We start from the raw sequence: 18879 nt of genomic DNA, 5'->3' as shown, positions 1-18879 counted from the left end.
GCGATCGGTACTCTGGCTGATCGACAGATTCATGCGGCGACACGCACGCCGCGAGATCCATCGCGGTGGAGGGAGTTCGGTGAGCAACAACAAGGTGCCCAAGAAGGTCAAACCGGTGCGCGCGGGGGCGAAGAACCCCCGTCAGACGTCGAGTGTCGTCACGTACGTGCTCGCCGGGTTGGCGATCGTCGTGGTGATCGCGGTCATCGCGATCGGCATCGTCGCGAGTGACAAGGACAAGTCCGGCAAGTCGCTGCCGCAAGACCAGCTCGCCCAGACCACCCTGTACACGGCCGTCAAGCCGGGGGCGACCCCCGCGGCCACGCTGGATCTGTTCGAGGACTTCCAGTGCCCCGCCTGCCAGTCGTTCGAGAAGCAGTACGGCGAGCAGATCGTGCAGGCGATCAACGACGGCAAGCTGAGCGTTCGGTATCACATGGTGAACTTCCTGGACCGGTCCGGAAAGTACTCGTCGCGCGCCGCGGGCGCCGCGAAGGCCGTCGCCGCCGAGAACAATCTCGACCTGTACCTGAATTTCCACACCAAGCTGTACGACCAGCAGCCGCCGGAGACGAATGCCGACGGCCTGTCCAACGAGCAGTTGGCGCAGATCGCGGCGAGCGTCGGCGCCAGCCCGGCCACCCAGCAGACGATCGCGACGCAGCAGCTCGATTCCGGCAACGTCGCCGACGCGATGACGCTGGCGAGCAACTCGCTCAAGCAGATGAGCGATCTCCTCGGGGCGTCGAACGTCAGCACCCCGTCGGTCGTCTATCAGGGCAAGGTCTACACCAAGTACCAGTCCGACCCGAACTGGCTGTCCGAGCTGACCAAGTAGGTCGGTCAAGACCCGAGCACCGGAGCCGCCGCGTCGGCGGGCGATCAGCCCGCTGCCGCGGCGGCTCCGGCTTTGCGGCCGAAGAAGGTGCCGTCGCCGAGCGACGTACCGCTGATGTAGCCCCATGAGTGCAGGCCCGAGGTGGCCCGGCCGGCGGCGAACAGTCCGGCGATGGGCCGGCCGTCGATATCGAGCACGGCGCCGTCGACCGTGGTGTGCAGGCCGCCGATCGTGAAGACCTCTGCGGCGCCGCCGGTCGCGTCGCCGTACTCGGGCGGTGCCATGCCGCGCGACACGTCGATCGCCGCGAACGGGGCCTCGAGCGGACGCAGCCACCGGGCGGCCTTGTGGAAGTACGGATCATCGCCCGCTGCGGCGTGCCGGTTGTATTCACTGACGGTGGTCTGCAGGGCGCCGTCGGGCATGCCGAGCTCGGCCTCCAGTTCGGCCACCGTCTCCGCCACGAAATGCGGAGTGACACCCCACCTTTCGGCCTCGGGGACCGCCTCGTAGGCGCGTTCGTCGAGGATCACCCACACCTTGAGGTCGTGTTTGTACAGCGCGGCCTGACCGACCAGGCCGGGGTAGACGTCCTCGTTGATGAAGCGTTGCCCGACGTTGTTGACGATCATGCCGCGCACCATCATTCCGGGGATCAGCGCGATGCCGACCTGGCCGGCCGACATGTGCCGCACGGCGGCCCGTACCGCCTGCGACATCAGAATGCCGCTGCCGTCGTCGCCACCATCACTGGTGACGCCGAGCCCGACCAGCTGCGGCGCGTGCTGCTTGACCATGTCCTTGTTGTCGGCGAACCCGCCGGTCGTGATGACGATGCCCTTCCGTGCTCGGTAGGTGACGGTCTTCGCGAAATGCCGGGCCACGAGTCCGACCACCCGATCGCCGTCGGTGATCAGCCGCAGCGCGCCGGTGTCGGTGTGCACCGAGATCGAGGTGGCCGCGACGGCCTGGGTGAGCACGTCCATCAGCACCTTGCCGCCGAACCCGGGCGAGGTGACCCGGTGCCCGCGAGGGGCCGGCGCGGCGATGCCGGCGAACGGGTAGGCGCCCTCGCCCATCCACATCAGGCCGTCGTCGGTCGGCGGAACCCACGTGGGCGATTCCCAGATCGACTCCTTGAACGGCACGCCGTGATCGACCAGCCACCGGTAGTGGTCGACGCTGCCGTGGCTGTACGCGTGGATCTTGTCGGCGTCCGCGTCGGGACCCAGCGCCGCGTTCAGGAATTTCTCCATGGCCTCCGGGGTGTCCTTGAATCCGCACGCCTGCTGGATCGGGGTGCCGCCGCCCAGACAGATCTCGCCGCCGGACAGCGCCGCCGAACCGCCTCCGCCGGTGAGCTTTTCGAGCAGGATCGTCTCGGCTCCGGAAGCAGTGGCCGACAACGCGGCGGCCGCTCCGGCGCAGCCGTATCCGACCACCAGCACATCGGCCTCGTGATCGAAGTTCGCGATGTCGACGATGTCGACGGGGGTGTGGTCGACGGATGTGGCCATGGATGAAGTCCTTTCGTGGCGAACTGAATTCACGTCGGGTTACGGCGATCTGATCCCAACCTAGGAATGTCGGAGAGGGCGGGAAGGGCAATGGTCCGCCCAGCGGGACGGGTAATCGGGGCACGTCGCGTGCTCGCGGCGGTTATCGTGCGACCACACCTGTGCCTCGTCGTCCATCCGCTCGCGGTGGGTTCGAGGACGCCACACAATCGGGAGCCCTGACGATGCCGACAGTTCAGCCGCCGATCGACCTCGGTTCGTGGATCGTTCGACGGGCCGCGATCAACCCGCACCGACCGGCGCTGACCTTTGCGGGGCGCACGCGCACGTTCGGCGAATTCGCCGACGAGATCGACCGGTTGGCCGCGGCCTTGGAAGCGGGTGGAGTTCGTCCGGGTGATCGGGTCGGCTACGCCGGGGCGAACCATCCGGCGTTCTTGATCACCTTGTTCGCGTGCAGTCGGGTCGGCGCGATCTTCGTGCCGCTGAACTTCCGGCTGTCGGCCGCGGAACTCGCCTACATCATCGGCGACGCCGGCGCCGGGACGTTGATCGCCGATGCCGCGCTCGCCGCGACGATCGACTCGGTTCGTGGCCAGATCGAGGTGTCGCGGTTCATCGCGCTCGATCGGGTCGATGACTGGGAGAGCTACGACGAGGTGCTCGCGGCGGCTCAGCCGATCGCCCGGCCGCGTCATCCGGGCGCTGAGGACGTCGCGGTCATCATGTACACCTCGGGTACCACCGGGCGGCCGAAGGGCGCCATGCTCACGCACGGAAACCTCTTCTGGAACAACGTCAATTCGCTCCTCAGCTTCGACACCCAGTCGACCGACGTATCGCTCGTCTGTGCGCCGCTCTTTCATATCGGCGGGCTCAACGTCACCACACTGGTCACGCTGCAGAAGGGCGGTCACGTCGTGCTGATGCCGGCATTCGATCCGCAGCAGGCCCTGCGGCACATCGCCGAGGACCGCATCACCACGATGTTCGGCGTGCCCGCGATGTTCTTGTTCATGGCGCAGACGCCGGGGTTCGACGATGCCGACATGTCGAGTCTGCGGTTCTTGATCTGTGGCGGCGCGCCGGTGCCGGAGCCGCTGATGCGTCGGTACGGCGAACGCGGCGTGGTATTCGCGCAGGGGTACGGGTTGACGGAGACGGCTCCGCTGGCGCTGGTGATGGGAATCGACGAGTCGGCCGACCGGATCGGTGCGGCCGGACATCACGTGCTGCCGCTGTCGGATGTGTGCCTCATGGACGCGTCCGGAGAGCAGGTCGGTCCGGGCGGCCGTGGCGAGGTCTGTGTGCGCGGGCCGCAGGTGATGGCCGGCTACTGGCAGAACGATTCCGCGACGGCCGCGGCGATCGATGCCGACGGCTGGTTCCACACCGGTGACGTCGGGCAGATGGATGATGACGGCTACGTCTATGTCGTCGACCGGGTCAAAGACATGGTCATCACCGGCGGTGAGAACGTCTATCCGGCAGAGGTGGAGAGCGTGCTCTACAGCCACCCGGCGATCGCGGAGGTCGCCGTGCTGGGCCTGCCGGATGACAAGTGGGGCGAGGCGGTGACGGCGGTGGTGGCATTGGCGCCCGGTGCGGCGCTGACTCTCGATGATCTCCGCGAGTTCGCCCGCGATCGGCTGGCCGGATACAAGTTGCCGTTGCGACTGGAATTCGTCGAGGCGTTGCCGCGTAACGCATCGGGCAAAGTTCTCAAATTTCAATTGCGCGACCAACTGAATTCCTGAATTCTGCACACGAAAACCGCCGAGTTGACAGTGTTTGTGCGCAGGTACATACTTGTCGTTGTCAGTACCTCGCTAGGTGAGGCTCCTGCATGAATACAGGCCACTGATCCGACGACGTCGAGAGACGCCCAGGGTTAGGACAGATCTCTCCGGATTAAGGGGTGATCCGAAGTGGCTTCCCGAATGGGATCACGTCATGCAGTGCCGAAGCCCTGACGAGAGGGGTACGCCATTCGCACCGCGCACGCGTCGGTGCGGCTCCCTCTCTTGTCGCGCCGGTCCTGGCGGCTATCGAGACGTGTCTCGACGACGAGTGCTTCGGCAGAGAGGAGGTGGGGACGCCAATGCCATCCGGTGACAGTCCGTATTCCAGTCCGGGTCGATTGCCCGGCCAGGTGATCTACCAGTCGTTCCCGGTTCCTCGCGCTGCTGAACAGCGCCGTCGGAGTGCTTAGCGCCCCAGCGGCTGCCGTCGGCCGCCAGCGGACCGGCAGCACCCGAAAGGGGAATTCGTCATGTTCGTATTCGCACACAATGTCCGCACCCGGTGGTACTGATCAACCCATGATTTTCAACCCATAATTTCGGCCGTTCAATCCCGTCGTTTTCGGCGGGACCGAACAATGCCGAAAAATTCCATTCCGCACGTCGTCTGACTATCTCGGCGAGCGGTAATTCGGCATGCCTTTATCACGCGAATGGCGGACATTCGCCAGCTATTCAGAGGACTAATTCGATGGCCCGTTTCAAGAGCGATCCCCGTAAGAATCAGGCGCCCGGCGCGGTGCTGGATGTCGCGCACGTCGGTGACATCGAGGGCGCCCTCGGCACCATCCGGGTCGGCGAGACCACCACCGGTCGGTCGCCCTGGCAGCGGCTCCGCATGCTGCTGGTGGTGATCGGCCCCGGGCTCATCGTCATGGTCGGGGACAACGATGCCGGCGGTGTCGCGACGTACGCGCAGGCCGGCCAGAACTACGGCATGGCGCTGCTGTGGACGCTGGTGCTGCTGATCCCCGTGCTCTACGTGAACCAGGAGATGGTGGTGCGGCTCGGCGCCGTCACCGGCGTGGGCCACGCGAAGCTGATCTTCAGCCGGTTCGGCAAGTTCTGGGGCGCGTTCAGCGTCGGCGATCTGCTGATCGTCAACGCGCTGACGATCGTCACGGAATTCATCGGGGTGTCGCTGGCCCTCAGCTATTTCGGTGTCCCGCGGGCGATCTCGATCCCGTTGGCCGCGGTGCTGCTGTTCGCCGTCGTCGCCGGCGGCTCGTTCCGGCGCTGGGAGCGTTTCCTGTTCGGGCTCATCGCCGTCAACATCGTGATGTTCCCGCTGGCGTTCATGGTGCATCCATCGGTGCACGACGCCGCGAGCGGTCTGGTGCCGTCGTTCCCCGGCGGGCTCAACACCGAGCTGCTGCTCCTGATCGTGGCGATCGTCGGCACGACCGTGGCTCCCTGGCAGCTGTTCTTCCAGCAGTCGAACGTCGTCGACAAGCGGCTGACGCCGCAGTGGATCAAGTACGAACGTATCGACCTCTGCGTGGGGATCGTGGTGGTGATGGCCGGCGCGATCGCGATCATGGCCGCGGCCGCATTCGGACTGCCGCGGGGCGCCGGCGGCGACTTCACCGACGCCGGCCGGGTAGCGCATCTGCTGTCCGAGCATGCAGGGCAGGGAGCCGGTGCGCTGTTCGCGATCCTGCTTCTCGACGCGTCGTTGATCGGGGCGAACGCGGTGGCACTGGCCACCTCGTACGCCGTCGGCGACACCCTCGGCCGCCGGCATTCGCTGCACTGGCGCGTCGGTCAGGCACCGCTGTTCTATGTCGGCTACGCCGTGCTGCTGGGGATCTCGGCGGCGGTCGCATTCAGCCCGGACCATGTGCTCGGGCTGCTGACGCAGGCCGTGCAGGCGCTGGCCGGCGTGCTGCTGCCGTCGGCCACGGTATTCCTCGCCCTGCTCTGCAACGACCGGCAGGTGCTGGGGCCGTGGGTCAATTCGCGGGTGCAGAACCTCATCACGGGAGTGATCGTGTGGGCGCTGGTCCTCCTGTCGTTGACGCTGACCGTCGCCACCCTCTTTCCCGACGTGACCACTCGGCAATTGGAGTGGTTCTTCGTCGGCGGGGCAGCGGTGGGAGTCGCCGGCGGTGCGGCGATCGTGTTCGCCGGGCGCCGGACGGATCGGCGCCGGGCCGAACATGATGCGGTGGGCGCGGCCCGCGATCTGGGTGGGCTCGACCCGCACCAACTGGCCGACATCGAATTGTCGGCGCGGCATGGACGAGATCATCGCCGAGTGCTGGAGCAGGAACGCGCCACCTGGCGCACGCCTGCGCTGGACACGCTCGAGCGGCCGGCCTGGTCACCCCTGCGCACGGCCGGCATGATCGCGCTGCGCGGCTACCTGCTCGTCGCCGTGGTCATGGTGGGAATCAAGGTGGCTCAAGCAATTTCCTGAGGACCGGGGCAATGTCCTGATGCACCCTCTGATGCCGTGTGGCAGAACGGAACTTCGATATGAACAACTGGGAGATCATCGCGCGGGTGGCCGTCGGTCTCGGGCTCGGTGCCGTGATCGGCATCGAGCGGCAGTGGCGCGCGCGGATGGCCGGACTGCGCACCAATGCGCTCGTGAGTGTCGGCGCGGCACTGTTCGTCATCGTCGGCGCCGACGCGATCCACGGTCATGATGCCGACCCGACTCGGGTTGCGGCGCAGATAGTTTCCGGCATCGGCTTCCTCGGCGCCGGCGTGATCATGAAGCAGGGGGCGTCCATCACCGGACTGAACACCGCCGCCACGCTGTGGGCGACGGCCGCGGTCGGCGCGCTGTCCGGCGCAGGAATGTACTGGGTCGCGGTATTCGGCACCGCCGCCATCGTTCTCGCCAACCTGGTGCTCCGGCCCGTCGCGCGACTCCTGGATCATCAACCGTCCACCGCGGGTCGCGAGCAGCCGCCCGCCGAATACGCGTTCGAGGTCACGGCCGCCGACAGCTCCGAAGCCCACGTACGCGCGCTGACGGTGCAATCGGTGAGCCGGCCCGAGTTCGCGCTCCGGTCGGTGCGTTCCTTCGACCTTGATGACGGCCGCGTTCGGGTCGTGGCCAAGCTCCTCGCCGCCGAACGGGACGATTCGCTCCTGGAATCCGCGGTCAGCCGGCTGTCGATGGAGCCGGCGGTCTCGGCCGTGCGCTGGGAGGTCACCGACGGGCCGGTCGAACCCGATGAGCGGCAACTGTTCCCGTTCGTGGGGCGCGCCGACGACCGCTGATGCCGGTGCCGGCAATCACGACACGTCGAGCGCCGAACTGAGGACCCGGGTGGCGGCCAGGGTGCGCGGAAAGCCGTCGAGCCGATAGTTCGGCGGCCCGGGTGGTTCGGACTGTCCCTCCAGCGCCGCGGCGATCGAGTTCAGTTGGGCGAGCTGCGCGTGCACCTGGTCGGCCGCCGGGAGCGGCCGCTCCGTCGGGATGCTGAGCGCGAGATCGGCGAGGTCTTCGACCGCCAGGGTCACCGCCCGATCGTGTCGGGACCCGGCGGTGAGCAGCCGGTCGGCGGTCGCGTCGTCGGCGAGAGTGCGTAGCGACAGCAGGCGCTCCTGCAGATGATGCTGGGCCGCCACGAGTCCGGGTGCCCGATGAGTGTTGTCGTCGCCGCTGGTCCAGCGGATGCGCAGCACGTCGGCGATCGATCGCACGGTGTCGGCGCGAGCGGCGGGGAGCCGCGTCGAGTTCGTCTTGGGCCACAACAGCATCCGAAGGATCACGACGAGGGCGGCGCCGATCACGGTGTCGAGCAGCCGGGCATCGATGGTCGACCCGATCTGCGCGTGCGGGGCGGCGAGGTCGTAGACGGACAATGCGATGACGGTGATGAACGTGACCGCGACCGCGTAGTTCGCGACGATGACGATCTCGGCGATCAGCTGCGCGATCGTCGCCGCCACCGCGACCGCGGCGGCGGTCGGGCTGAACGCGAACACCGCGCCGGCCAGCCCGACACCGGTGACGGTGCCGACGAAGCGATGCATCGAACGCCGGAAGAGCATCGTGACGTTGTTCGCCTGCAGGGCGGCGGCGCAGGTCAGCCCGACCCAGTAGGAGTGCTCGAGACCGAGCAGCCGGCCGACCGCGGTGCCGATCGCCACCGAGACGCCGATCCGGAGTGCGGTCGGCAACACGACGTCGCGGGAACCGAGGCCATCGAGCAGTCGTCCGAGACCGGTTGCGGGCGGCCCGGGTTCGGCGTCGTAGCCCCTGTTCAGCGTCCGGGCGGTGGCGAGGGCGGTCGTCAGCGGGGCGGGCAGTCCGGCGGTGTCGGCGGGTTCGTCGGGACTCGCCAGCACCGCGTTCGCCGCCGCCGGGTCGAGCGGCTCGGTGCTTTCGATGGAGATCGACAGCGTCGTCGCGAGCAGCACCTCGATGGCGGCCTGACGACCGGCGAGATCGGCGGCCTCGCGGCTGCCGGTCTGACGCAGCGCGACCCGGGCCGCGTGCACGGCGGATACCGCCGACTGTCGCGCGCGGGCCGCATCGTCGGTGCCGGCGGCGCGGAGGATCCCGGCGACCGCCGCCTGCGCCTGGTCGACCGCCTGCCGGGCCGGGGACGGCGCGGGATCGATGAGGGTGAAGACGAGCGCGACCAACCACGCGGTTGCCGCGCCCGCGGCGACCAGCCAGACCTCGCGGAGGGCGCCGTCCAGGTCGACCGGGATTCCGGTGCCGGCCAAGGCGGTCAGCACGATCAGGTACTCCCGCGGCGGTCCCATGTGCGCGGCCAGACAGACATAGCTGGCCACGACCGCCACGAACCCGACCCAGATGATCGCGAGCCAGGCGATATCCGACAGCAGCCCGCTGACGGGCACGATCACCATCGTCGCGGCACCCACCGTCGGAATTACTTTCGCTCGGTACGCCCACGGGGAGGTGCCGACGGAGAATCCGGCGAGGGCGCCCATCGACGCGATCGCGCCGTACGAGGCGTGGCCGACGGCGACTCCGATCAGCAGCGGCAGGCCGAGCGTGACCGCGGCGCGGACGCCGACCAACCAGCGGGTGCGCAGTGCGGTCTGCAGTCGCCGCATCAATGGCCGCACCTGCTGCGATGTCCACCCGCGTGCCATAGCCCTGAATTATTGCGGACAACCGCCGCAGCGGTTCCACTCGCTTTGTCGCGAACGCGCCATCTGGGCGGAATGCTCTTGTACCGTTCGTAGCGGCGCGTACCTCGCCCGCCCGGAAAACGCAGGAGGACCCATGACCGCAATGACGGTGAGAGCAGTGGGAGTCGGGGTGGCGGCCGCGACTGTCGCGGCCGGGATCATGACCGGTGCCGGTGTCGCGGGTGCGCAGACGAAGGGCACGGCCCTGGAGGCGAGCGCGCTCGGCCACTGCAAGGTTCAGTTCACGCTGACCAACTACACGAATGCCCCGTACTACCAACCCGATTGGTGGTTCGACCAGGAGGGCCCGGCGCCCGCAAACGGATCGGACCCGGCGAGTTTCACCCCGCCCTGGCGGACGGTCCCCAGCACCGGGACGAACTGGCCGTTCGCGCGGTGGATCGGCGATCCGCCGCTGCATTCCGAGCTCGGGCCCGGGGTGCCGTCCTGGGGCAGCGGGGTGCCCTACAAGTCCGACGCACAGCCCGACGGGTTCGTGTCGACGGCGACCATCGATGTCTCCACCGCCACGAACCCGGCTCCGCCGGCGCCGTCGGCCAACGGCACCTACACCGTGTGGTTCCGAATCAACAACGGTCCGCAGACCGCCGACCGGGTGCCGGCGAAATCGGTCGTCGTCACCGGGTGCAACACCAACACCGGTTCGCTGCACCTGGGAATCGTGAATTTCGGATCGCTGGGCTCCAGCTGACCCAGGTCATTCGGGGGAGGCGCCAGGCCAATCCCGATACGCGATTCGATTGATCTTCTCGATCTCGCCCAGATGCCCCCACTCGTTGGCGCCGAGGCGCGAGATCGGCTTGAGCAGGTCGATGGCCGGACGTCCGTCGCGCAGTGCCGTTTCCGACACGACGGCGTGTACGACGCGTCCCATCACGACCGTGTCCCGGCCGAACGAGACGATGGTCTGCAGCGTGCACTCGAGCGCGACCGGCGACGCGGCCACCCGTGGCGGACCGACCCGCAAGCTGGGTTCGCGCTCCAGCCCGACGGCATCGAATTCGCTGATGTCCGAAGGGAAATCGGTGCCCGTCGCGTTCACCTCGGTCTTCAGCGGCGCGGGCGCGAGGGACACGACGAACTCGCCGGTGGCCTGGACATTGCGCAGCGAATCCTTGTGTCCGATCGAGGTGAACTGCACGATCGGCGGATCGCAGGACGACACCGTGAAGAAGGAATGCGGCGCCAGGTTGTCGGTTCCGTCAGCCGACCGCGTCGAGACCCAGGCGATCGGTCGAGGAACGACCACCGAGGTCAACAGCGAATAGAACTGACCGTGCCCGATCTCTGCGGGATCGAAGTCGATGCGGCTCATCATTCGACGATAGCGGTGCGCCTCGGATGACTACGATGACCGTGGTTGAAGGGGGTGCGCGTGGCCCGATCGCGGAAGCGGCGAACCGTCATCGGAGTGTCCGTCGCGATGGCCGTCGGCCTGGTCGTCGCGGGCTGCGGCGGGTCATCGACGCCGACCGCGGCATCGAGTTCGTCGACGTCGCCGACCGGGGTGACGACGGCGCGGCCGCTGCCGGGGCGCGTCGGACAGACGCACACCCTGATCGTCGGCACGAACACCCCTTATGCGCCCAACGAATTCCTCGACCCCCGAGGCGGACTCGTCGGATTCGACGTGGACGTGGTCAACGCGATCGCGAAGGACCTCGGGCTGCGGGTCGATTACCGTCAGGCACCCTTCGCGGACCTGTTGCCCAGTGTCGCGGATGGCCGGTTCGACATTGTGATGCGATCGCTGTTCGACACGAAAGCCCGTGAACAGCAGGTGGATATGGTCACCTACTACAGCGCGGGGACGATGTGGGCGCAGCGGGCCGGCGCCCATGTCGATCCGGACAATGCCTGCGGCAACCGGGTCGCCGCCGAAACCGGTACGGTGCAGGCGGTTACGGAGCTGCCGGCCAAGAGCGAGGCCTGCCGGATCGCCGGTCAGGCGCCGATCGTCGTGGTGCCCATCGATATCGAGACCGACGCCGAGGCGGCGCTGCAACGTGGCGAGGTGGATGCGGTGTCGGCGGATTCGCCCGTGATCCTCTACGCCGTCAAGCAGTCCGCCGGCCGGCTCGCCGTGGCCGGCCGCGCATTCGACACCGAGCCGTATGGATTCCCCGTCGCCAAGGGGTCACCACTGGGGCCGTTTTTGCGGGAATCGATTCAGCGCCTCATCGACTCGGGAGAACTCAAGAGGATCGCCGAGAAGTGGGGCGTGCAGGACGGATTGATCACCACGTCCACCGTCAACGGGGCGACGAGCTGATGCGGCGTATACGCCGCGCGGGGATACGGCTGCTGGTGGTCGGCGCGGTCTGTGCGGGGCTGGCGAGCTGCGGCGGGTCCGGTGGCTCGACCGTGCGACCGGCCGACGCCGGCGGTGCGGCAGGCGATTTCGCGAAAGTCGTCGCCTCGTCGAATGTCGATGCGGTGCGCTATCTGTATCCGACGACGACCGGCAGCCGGGACGACAAACAGAACTGGGCCGACCTGTTCCTACCCAAGGGGGAGCTGCCCGATCAGTCGGTGCCGCTGGTGATCCTGGTGCACGGCGGTGCCTGGCAGGCGCAGATCGGGGCGGACAGTTTCGTGACTTTCGCGCGGCGGCTCGCCGAGCGTGGGCTGGCGGTGCTCAACATCGAATATCGCCGTGTCGGCTCCGGCGGCGGCTGGCCCACCACGTTCAAAGACGTTGCCGCGGCACTCGATTTCGTGCCCGAGATCGAGGAAGCGGTGCCGGCGATCGACGCTCGGCATGCGGTGGTGGTCGGGCATTCGGCGGGCGGCCAGCTGGCGATGTGGGCCGGGACCCGAGACCGGCTGCACGCCAACGAAGTCGGCGCCGATCCGAAGTTCGATCCGTCGTCGGCGATCTCGCTGGCGGGCCCGCTGGACATGCGACAGGCGGTGGTGATGGGGGACGACCGCATCGTCGGGGCGCTGGGCGGCACCCCGCAGCAGGTACCCGATCGGTATGCGTCGGTCGACCCGATCCAGAACATCGACCGGAGTATGCCGGTGATCGCGATGGCCGGCTCGCGCGACACGGTGGTGCCCCCGGTGCTGTCGCAGAACTATGTGAAGGCCGCGACGGCAGCCGGCGACGATGCGCGTTTCGTGCTGGTGGCGGGCGCAGATCATCCGTCGATCGTCGACCCGTCCGCGCCGACCTTCCAGCTGGTCCTGGAGACCATCAGCCGCTCGGCGCACGACGCCGCGCGCAGGTGACGGCGAAGCCCGGACGCAGGGAAACGGACAGGCCGCCGCGGCAGGTGATCGGATCGCCGCCGCCGGAAGATAAAAAACCCGCTCCGACCTGTGTCGAAGCGGGTTTTCGGTGGAGCTAAGGGGACTCGAACCCCTGACCCCCACACTGCCAGTGTGGTGCGCTACCAGCTGCGCCATAGCCCCGTGATTGCTCGATCGAAAGTACACCATCGGCGAACAGGCGACCAAATCGCGCGGCGCGATCGCATTGGTGCGGTGCGCCCAGTTCTCGTTGTGCGGCGCGCTCAGTTCCCGCCGGTGGATTCCGGCACGTCGGCATCGGGCATCTGCTGCGAACCCTGGACCGAACGGTAGCTGCCGTCGGACATCTCGAAACCGCTGTTCGCCGTGTTATTCAGGCAGAACAGGCCGGATACCTCTGCGGCGCAGATGAAGTCGCCGAATGACAGGGAGTTTCCGTACGGCAGGATCTGGCTGCGCGTCAGCACCTTCGCCGCGTCGGTGCATTCGCCCTGCTGAGCCCCGGAGGTGGTCAGCACCACAATGTGGCCCGCGCCCACCGGGCAGCCGGTGCCACCGGGCGACCGCGCGCCGGCGTCGTCGCTGTTGCCGACGCAGATCAGTGTCGGGGTGTCGGCATTGACCGAGGAGCACGACGCGTCCAGGCTGGGCGTGGCGAAATGGAATTGGGCCGTGGTCTGCATCGTGGCATCGGGACCTGTTGCACCCGAATGGTATTGGCTGCTGTCGACATCACTCGCCGACCGGATCGACTCCAGGATGGTCGGGCCGCCGCCGCTGTCGGTGCGCGACGTCGTCGTCGACTGGTCCCGGGTGGTCGTCGTGGGCGGTGTCGGCTGCTCGGTCGAGAGCTCGTTGGTCGGCGGCAGCTCGGACAGATTCGCGCTGCCCGAATCCGACCCGCCGCAGGCGGTGATCGTCGTGGCGATCGCGATGCCGGCGGCCGCCAGCGCGGCACCGCGGAGCGGCCGTCGCAGCCATCTGATCGCCAGCCCTGTCATCGCCGTTCGACCCGCTCTCTACCCTGGTCACCGTGGTGCCCAAGATCGTTCTGTTTTACGTGTTCACTCCGCTGCCGGATCCCGAGGCCATCCGCCTGTGGCAGCACACCCTCTGCGAGGCGAACAGCCTGCGCGGTCGCATCCTGATTTCCGGCCACGGCATCAACGCCACCGTCGGCGGCGACATCGACTCGGTAAAACGCTACGTCAAGGGCACCCGCGCCTACCAGCCGTTCGCCGACGCCGACATCAAATGGTCCGACGGGCTGGGCGACGACTTCCCGCGGCTGAGCGTGAAGGTGCGTCCCGAGATAGTCACCTTCGGCGTGCCGGACGAGGTGGTCGTCGACGAGACCGGGGTGGTCGGCGGCGGTACACGCCTGACACCGGAGCAGGTCAACGAGCTGGTCGCCGAACGCGGTGACGACGTGGTCTTCTTCGACGGCCGCAACGCCATCGAGTCCGAGATCGGCCGGTTCAAGGGGGCGGTGCGCCCGCCGGTCACCACCACCCGCGACTTCGTCGGCCTGCTCGACGGCGGCGTCTATGACGACCTCAAGAAGCGGCCGGTGGTCACCTACTGCACCGGTGGCGTGCGCTGTGAGGTGCTCAGCTCGCTGATGCGCGCCCGCGGATTCGAGGAGGTCTACCAGCTCGACGGCGGGATCGTGCGCTACGGCGAGCAGTTCCGCGACGGCGGGCTCTGGGAGGGTTCGCTGTATGTCTTCGACAGGCGGCTGACCGTCGACTTCTCCGACGAGGCGACCGTGGTCGGGGAGTGCAGCCGCTGCGGTGGCGCCACCCGCAATGTGGCGAACTATCCGGACGCGGACGGCCGCGAGCTGGTCGTCATCTGCCCGGACTGCGCGGCCGCATGATGGCAGCATCGTCAGTACCGGTCGTCGTGCTCGCCGGCTATCTCGGCTCGGGCAAGACGACGCTGCTCAACCATCTGCTGCGCAACCGACGTGGATTGCGAATCGGCGTGATGGTCAACGACTTCGGCGCGGTGAACGTCGACGCGCTGCAGGTGGCCGGTCAGGTCGACCGGTCGGTGAGTCTGTCCAACGGCTGCATCTGCTGCGCGGTCGATGGCGATGAGCTCGCCGATGCGTTGTCCGCCTTGGTATCCGGCGCGGAGCTGGACCTGGTGGTGATCGAGGCGAGCGGGATCGCCGAACCGGCGTCACTGATCCGGATGATCGTCAGTGCCGACAGTCCGCGAATCCGTTACGGCGGCTTGGTCTACCTGGTCGACATGGTCGGGCTCGCCGACACGACGGCGCGCCATCCTGGTGTCGTGCGGCATCTGCGGCACGCCGACCTGATCCTGCTCACCAAGAGCGATCTCGCGACCGACGAGCAATGCGCTGCCGCGGAAGACTTTGCGGCGGAGGCCAATCCGACGGCGCCGCGGTTGGCGTGCGTCGACGGCAACCTCGACCCGGCGATGCTGGTGGACGTTCCCGAACGCGCGCCGGTGGTGGGGGAGCAGTTGGGCTTCGACGAGCTGCTCGGCGCGGATCATCACGATTGCGACGACCACTCCGACCATATGCACGCGCAGTACCAATCCGTCGATTTCACCGATCCGCGCCCGTTCGACCCGCGACGGCTGACGGCGTGGCTGGAACAACCGCCGGCGGGCGTGCTGCGGGTCAAGGGGTTCCTCGGCGTCGGCGTGCCCGGCTACGGCAACGGATTCCTGGTGCAGACCGTCGGCAGCTACATCACGGTCGCCGATGCCGGCCGCGATGCGCCGGCGTCGACGCAGCTGGTGGTGATCGGGGCCGGGATCGACGTCGATGGGGTGCGGGCGAGCCTCGCGGCGTGTCAGCAGGGTGCCGGGGACTCGCCGGACGAGCAGGGGATGCTGGGCTTCCTGCGTTATCGGCGCTGAGGGATTATCGGCGCTGAGGGCCGATTTTCTGTCAGGAATCTGCGGTCGAACGGCAATTATTGTCTGTGCTCGCCCCACAGCAACAGAAAATCCGGGCGCTGCCGGGTCACAGCTTCCTAACAGCTTGCCGAGATGACTGGTTGCGGTTTTCCAATCGTGCTGATGCCTGATTCACTGTTACTGCTGTTGCAAATGTGACTGATGTGACGAAAGTGTTTTGAGGGGTGAGTGCTGTGCGTCCGAAGATGATGCGCCGGAGGACCAAGCAGATGACCGGGCTGGGGGCGATCGCGATCGCCGTCAGCGCAGCCGTGACGGTGCCGATCCTGGCGACCGCAGCCCCGACACCGGCGCCGAAGCCCGCCGCCCCGACCACCAGCGCCCCGGCCCCCAACGGAGCCGCACCGGCGAACCTGGCCGGCAAGACCGTGTTCCTGGATCCCGGGCATCAGGGCGGCACCGACGGGCACGCGCTCAACAAGCAGGTTCCCGACGGCCGCGGCGGCAAGAAGGATTGCCAGACGACCGGCGCGACCAGCGTCGACGGCGTTCCCGAGCACACCATCAACTGGGACGTCGTACAGCTGGTGAAGACCGGGCTCGAGGGCATCGGCGCCAAGGTCGTGCTGAGCCGGCCCAATGACACCGGCTGGGGCGGCTGCGTCGACGAGCGGGCCGCGGCGGCGAGTGCCGCGCACGCGGACGTCGCCGTCAGCGTGCACGCCGACTCCACGGCGAACGGCGCCGACAACACCCACCGCGGATTCCACATGATCATTCCGCAGCTGCCGATCCCGGATGCCACCGTCAATCAGGTCCAGTCGACCGGTGGCCTGAAGGCGTCGCAGGCGATGCGCGACTCGTTCAAGGCCGCCGGCTTCACCCCGGCGAACTATGCGGGTGTGAACGACGGTCTGCAGACCCGCTCGGATATCGCGGGCGTGAACCTGACGAAGGTGCCGGATGTCTTCATCGAGATGGGCAACCTCTCGAACCCGACCGAGGCGAAGACGTTGGGCAGCAAGGAGGGCCAGGTCAAGTACGCCCTGGCGATCAGCAACGGCATCGTCCGCTACCTGAACGGCGACAAGGCCGCGGGGCCGACCACGACCGCGCCGATCACCGACTCGTCGTCGCTGCTGGCCGCGATCACCAACGGCCCGGTCGGCACGATCATCAACAAGCTCACCGGATCGGCCGACACGGCGCCGACGACACCCACCACCCCCGGCACCACGCCCACCAGCCCTGGCGCCACGCCGACGACCCCCGGCACCACGCCGACGACCCCGGGCACCACGACCACGCAGCAGCAGGCGGGCATCCCAGGACTGAGCAACCTGAACCTGTCCGAGCTGATCGGCATGGTGACCCAGCTGTTCGCCACGAACAAGGTCGCGCAGCCGGTGACCGAGGTGCCCGGACGCGAGCCCGCCGCGGCGCCGCAGGCGCCCAATCTGCCGATCCCGACGTCGATTCCGGGTCTGCAGGCCGGGAAGCTTCCCGACATCAACAAGATCATGGGATCGGAACGATTCGCGCAGGCCGAGGACCTGACCTCGCAGATCCTGCGGGTGATGCTGGTCGCCGTCTACCAGCTCAATGGCGGCAAACTGCCGTTCTGACCGAGCCGCGGCACGGCCTATTGCACAGCGTGTGAGTAGGCTCACTGAATATGTCAGTCAAAGACCTGTTCGTGATGGAACCGCCGGTGAAGTCGTTCGCCGGTAAGAAGGTGCTGATCACCGGCGCCGCCAGCGGTATCGGCAAGGCCACCGCGGTCGCCGCCGCCGCGCAGGGCGCGCAGCTGGTGCTCACCGACATCGGGGCCGACGGGCTCGACCTCGCGGTCGCCGAGATCACCTCGGCCGGTGGCAACGTGCTGTTCCATCAGGCCGGCGATGTGTCGGATTACGAATGGGTGCAGCGGTTTTCGCAGCAGGTCGACGCTGAGGTCGGCGTCATGGACGTGGTGATGAACATCGCCGGCGTCTCGGCGTGGGGCACGGTCGAGACCCTCGAGCATCGCGTGTGGAAGAAGATGGTCGACGTCAACCTGATGGGCCCAATCCACATCATCGAAAGCTTTGTGCCGCAGATGGTTAGGCGGGGCGAGGGTGGCCAGCTGGTCAACGTCTCGTCGGCTGCGGGCCTCCTGGCGCTGCCGTGGCATGCGGCCTACAGCGCCAGCAAATTCGGCATCCGCGGCGTGTCCGAGGTGCTGCGGTTCGACCTGCGCCGCCACAACATCGGTGTCTCGCTGGTCTGCCCGGGCGCCGTCAAGACACCGCTGGCCGAGACGGTCGAGATCTATGGGGTCGACCGGGAGAACAAGGCGGTGCAGAAGGCCACCGGCCAGTTCCTGCGCGTCGCCGCGTCACCCGAGAAGGCGGCGAAGGCGATCCTCAAGGGCGTGACCAAGAATCACTATCTGGTGTACACCTCGTTCGATATCCGCTTCGGCTACTGGTGGGCGCGCAAGTTCGCGCTGCCCTACGAGGTGCTGATGCGCGTCGCGAACAACCGGTTCAACAAGCTGGCGCAGATCAGCCGTGCGTCGGCTGGACTGGATTCGGCTCGGAGTTGACCCCTTCGCGCCACCAGGAATCGAATGGCGTCACCGGCACCGTCCGCTTGTGCCGCGACGTGACGAAGAGGTACTCGATCCGCTCGGCCGCGGCCGCATCGACGGACTTGCCCTCGAGGTAGTCGTCGATCTGTGCATAGGTGACCCCGAGGACCTCCTCGTCCGCGAGTCCCGGCCGGTCGTCCTCCAGGTCGGCGGTCGGCACCTTGGCGGTCACCGAGTCGGGTGCGCCCAGATGCCGGAGCAGCTGTGCGCCTTGGCGTTTGGTGAGTCCGGTGAGCGGGGTCAGGTCGACGCCGCCGTCGCCGTACTTGGTGAAGAAGCCCGACACCGCCTCGGCGGCATGGTCGGTGCCCACCACCAGGAGCGACCGTTGCCCGGCCACTGCGTACTGCAGCACCATGCGCTCGCGGGCCTTCACATTCCCGCGCACGAGCTGGCGGAGCTCCTGGGAGATCGCGGATTCGGCTGCCGCGGCGGTGGCGTCGGCGCCCGGCTTCACGTTCGCGACGATCGACTCGTCGGGCGCGATGAACTGCAGCGCGATCTGCGCGTCGTGTTCGTCGGCTTGCGCGCCGTAGGGCAGTCGCATCGCGACGAACGCGGCGTCGACGCCCTCGGCCCGCAGTTCCTCGGCGGCGAGCTGGCAGAGCTTGCCGGCCAGCGTGCTGTCCTGTCCGCCGCTGATGCCGAGTACATAGCCCTTGGTGCCGGTGGCGCGCAGGTAGTCCTTGAGGAAGTCGACGCGGCGGCGGATCTCGGTGTCGGGGTCGACGGTCGGCTGTACGTCGAGTTCGGCGATGATCTGGGACTGCAGGGAGCTCATGGACC

15 protein-coding genes, 1 tRNA gene, 1 pseudogene and 1 riboswitch are annotated in these 18879 nt (G+C 67.7%); of the genes and pseudogenes, 11 read left to right on the top strand and 6 right to left on the bottom strand.

The annotated features are described in order from the left end of the window. Positions 1 to 79 precede the first annotated feature (79 nt). Positions 80 to 838, top strand: a complete 759-nt coding sequence (locus G341_RS22650) for a DsbA family protein (protein WP_162140727.1) — start codon at positions 80 to 82, stop codon at positions 836 to 838. A 44-nt stretch (positions 839 to 882) separates the two neighbouring features. Here the strand turns inward: G341_RS22650 and G341_RS0119475 are convergent, their stop codons facing one another. After that, on the bottom strand, positions 883 to 2355 hold the full coding sequence (locus G341_RS0119475) for an FAD-dependent oxidoreductase (RefSeq protein WP_018180855.1): 1473 nt from the start codon (positions 2353 to 2355) through the stop codon (positions 883 to 885). Positions 2356 to 2579: 224 nt separating this feature from the next. Between G341_RS0119475 and G341_RS0119470 the strand changes: the two genes are divergently transcribed. The 3 genes from G341_RS0119470 to G341_RS0119460 all read left to right on the top strand — a co-directional run bounded on the left by G341_RS0119470 (position 2580) and on the right by G341_RS0119460 (position 7391). Then, positions 2580 to 4112, top strand: a complete 1533-nt coding sequence (locus G341_RS0119470) for an acyl-CoA synthetase (RefSeq protein ID WP_018180854.1) — start codon at positions 2580 to 2582, stop codon at positions 4110 to 4112. Positions 4113 to 4173: 61 nt separating this feature from the next. Next, positions 4174 to 4343, top strand: a riboswitch (M-box (ykoK) riboswitch). 505 nt (positions 4344 to 4848) lie between these two features. Then, complete coding sequence (locus tag G341_RS0119465; RefSeq protein ID WP_018180853.1) at positions 4849 to 6576, top strand: NRAMP family divalent metal transporter; 1728 nt, start codon at positions 4849 to 4851, stop codon at positions 6574 to 6576. 59 nt (positions 6577 to 6635) lie between these two features. Continuing rightward, on the top strand, positions 6636 to 7391 hold the full coding sequence (locus G341_RS0119460) for an MgtC/SapB family protein (RefSeq protein ID WP_018180852.1): 756 nt from the start codon (positions 6636 to 6638) through the stop codon (positions 7389 to 7391). Between the two features lie 15 nt (positions 7392 to 7406). On the opposite strand, the gene G341_RS0119455 is transcribed toward G341_RS0119460, so the two are convergent. Then, complete coding sequence (locus tag G341_RS0119455; RefSeq protein ID WP_081622619.1) at positions 7407 to 9245, bottom strand: FUSC family protein; 1839 nt, start codon at positions 9243 to 9245, stop codon at positions 7407 to 7409. Positions 9246 to 9378: 133 nt separating this feature from the next. On the opposite strand from G341_RS0119455, the gene G341_RS0119450 reads away from it, so the two are divergent. After that, positions 9379 to 9996: a hypothetical protein gene (locus tag G341_RS0119450; RefSeq protein WP_051092880.1), complete on the top strand. Its 618-nt coding sequence runs from the start codon at positions 9379 to 9381 to the stop codon at positions 9994 to 9996. A gap of 6 nt (positions 9997 to 10002) precedes the next feature. Here the strand turns inward: G341_RS0119450 and G341_RS0119445 are convergent, their stop codons facing one another. Beyond that, positions 10003 to 10623, bottom strand: coding sequence for a flavin reductase family protein (locus G341_RS0119445; protein ID WP_018180849.1), 621 nt, complete (start codon positions 10621 to 10623; stop codon positions 10003 to 10005). Positions 10624 to 10716: 93 nt separating this feature from the next. On the opposite strand from G341_RS0119445, the gene G341_RS0119440 reads away from it, so the two are divergent. Beyond that, positions 10717 to 11577, top strand: a complete 861-nt coding sequence (locus tag G341_RS0119440) for an ABC transporter substrate-binding protein (RefSeq protein WP_245557061.1) — start codon at positions 10717 to 10719, stop codon at positions 11575 to 11577. Next, the gene (locus G341_RS0119435) at positions 11577 to 12539 is read left to right on the top strand and encodes an alpha/beta hydrolase family protein (RefSeq protein ID WP_018180847.1); all 963 of its coding nucleotides are present in this window, start codon (positions 11577 to 11579) and stop codon (positions 12537 to 12539) included. The genes G341_RS0119440 and G341_RS0119435 overlap by 1 nt, the downstream gene beginning before the upstream one ends. Positions 12540 to 12649: 110 nt before the next feature. Here G341_RS0119435 and G341_RS0119430 read toward each other — a convergent pair. Then, positions 12650 to 12722, bottom strand: a tRNA-Ala gene (locus tag G341_RS0119430). A gap of 101 nt (positions 12723 to 12823) precedes the next feature. Then, positions 12824 to 13561: a hypothetical protein gene (locus tag G341_RS0119425; protein ID WP_018180846.1), complete on the bottom strand. Its 738-nt coding sequence runs from the start codon at positions 13559 to 13561 to the stop codon at positions 12824 to 12826. 32 nt (positions 13562 to 13593) lie between these two features. Between G341_RS0119425 and trhO the strand changes: the two genes are divergently transcribed. From trhO to G341_RS0119405, 4 genes and pseudogenes are all read left to right on the top strand, one after another. Further along, positions 13594 to 14439, top strand: a complete 846-nt coding sequence (trhO, locus tag G341_RS0119420; protein ID WP_018180845.1) for an oxygen-dependent tRNA uridine(34) hydroxylase TrhO — start codon at positions 13594 to 13596, stop codon at positions 14437 to 14439. Continuing rightward, positions 14439 to 15461, top strand: a complete 1023-nt coding sequence (locus G341_RS0119415) for a CobW family GTP-binding protein (protein ID WP_018180844.1) — start codon at positions 14439 to 14441, stop codon at positions 15459 to 15461. The genes trhO and G341_RS0119415 overlap by 1 nt, the downstream gene beginning before the upstream one ends. Before the next feature lie 245 nt (positions 15462 to 15706). Continuing rightward, a pseudogene (locus G341_RS24225) lies at positions 15707 to 16594 on the top strand (N-acetylmuramoyl-L-alanine amidase); the annotation flags it as partial. 542 nt (positions 16595 to 17136) lie between these two features. Next, complete coding sequence (locus G341_RS0119405; RefSeq protein WP_018180842.1) at positions 17137 to 18048, top strand: SDR family oxidoreductase; 912 nt, start codon at positions 17137 to 17139, stop codon at positions 18046 to 18048. Here the strand turns inward: G341_RS0119405 and nadE are convergent. Beyond that, entirely contained in the window at positions 18008 to 18874 is an 867-nt protein-coding gene (gene nadE / locus G341_RS22645; protein ID WP_018180841.1) for an ammonia-dependent NAD(+) synthetase, read from the bottom strand. The two genes, G341_RS0119405 and nadE, sit on opposite strands and share 41 nt — an antisense overlap. Positions 18875 to 18879: the final 5 nt, after the last annotated feature.

Origin of the sequence: Jongsikchunia kroppenstedtii DSM 45133 (assembly GCF_000380485.1) — a bacterium.
GTDB lineage: Bacteria > Actinomycetota > Actinomycetes > Mycobacteriales > Mycobacteriaceae > Jongsikchunia > Jongsikchunia kroppenstedtii.
The sequence above is the reverse complement of the archived record's forward strand: the minus strand, read 5'-3'. Positions and strand labels throughout refer to the sequence as shown.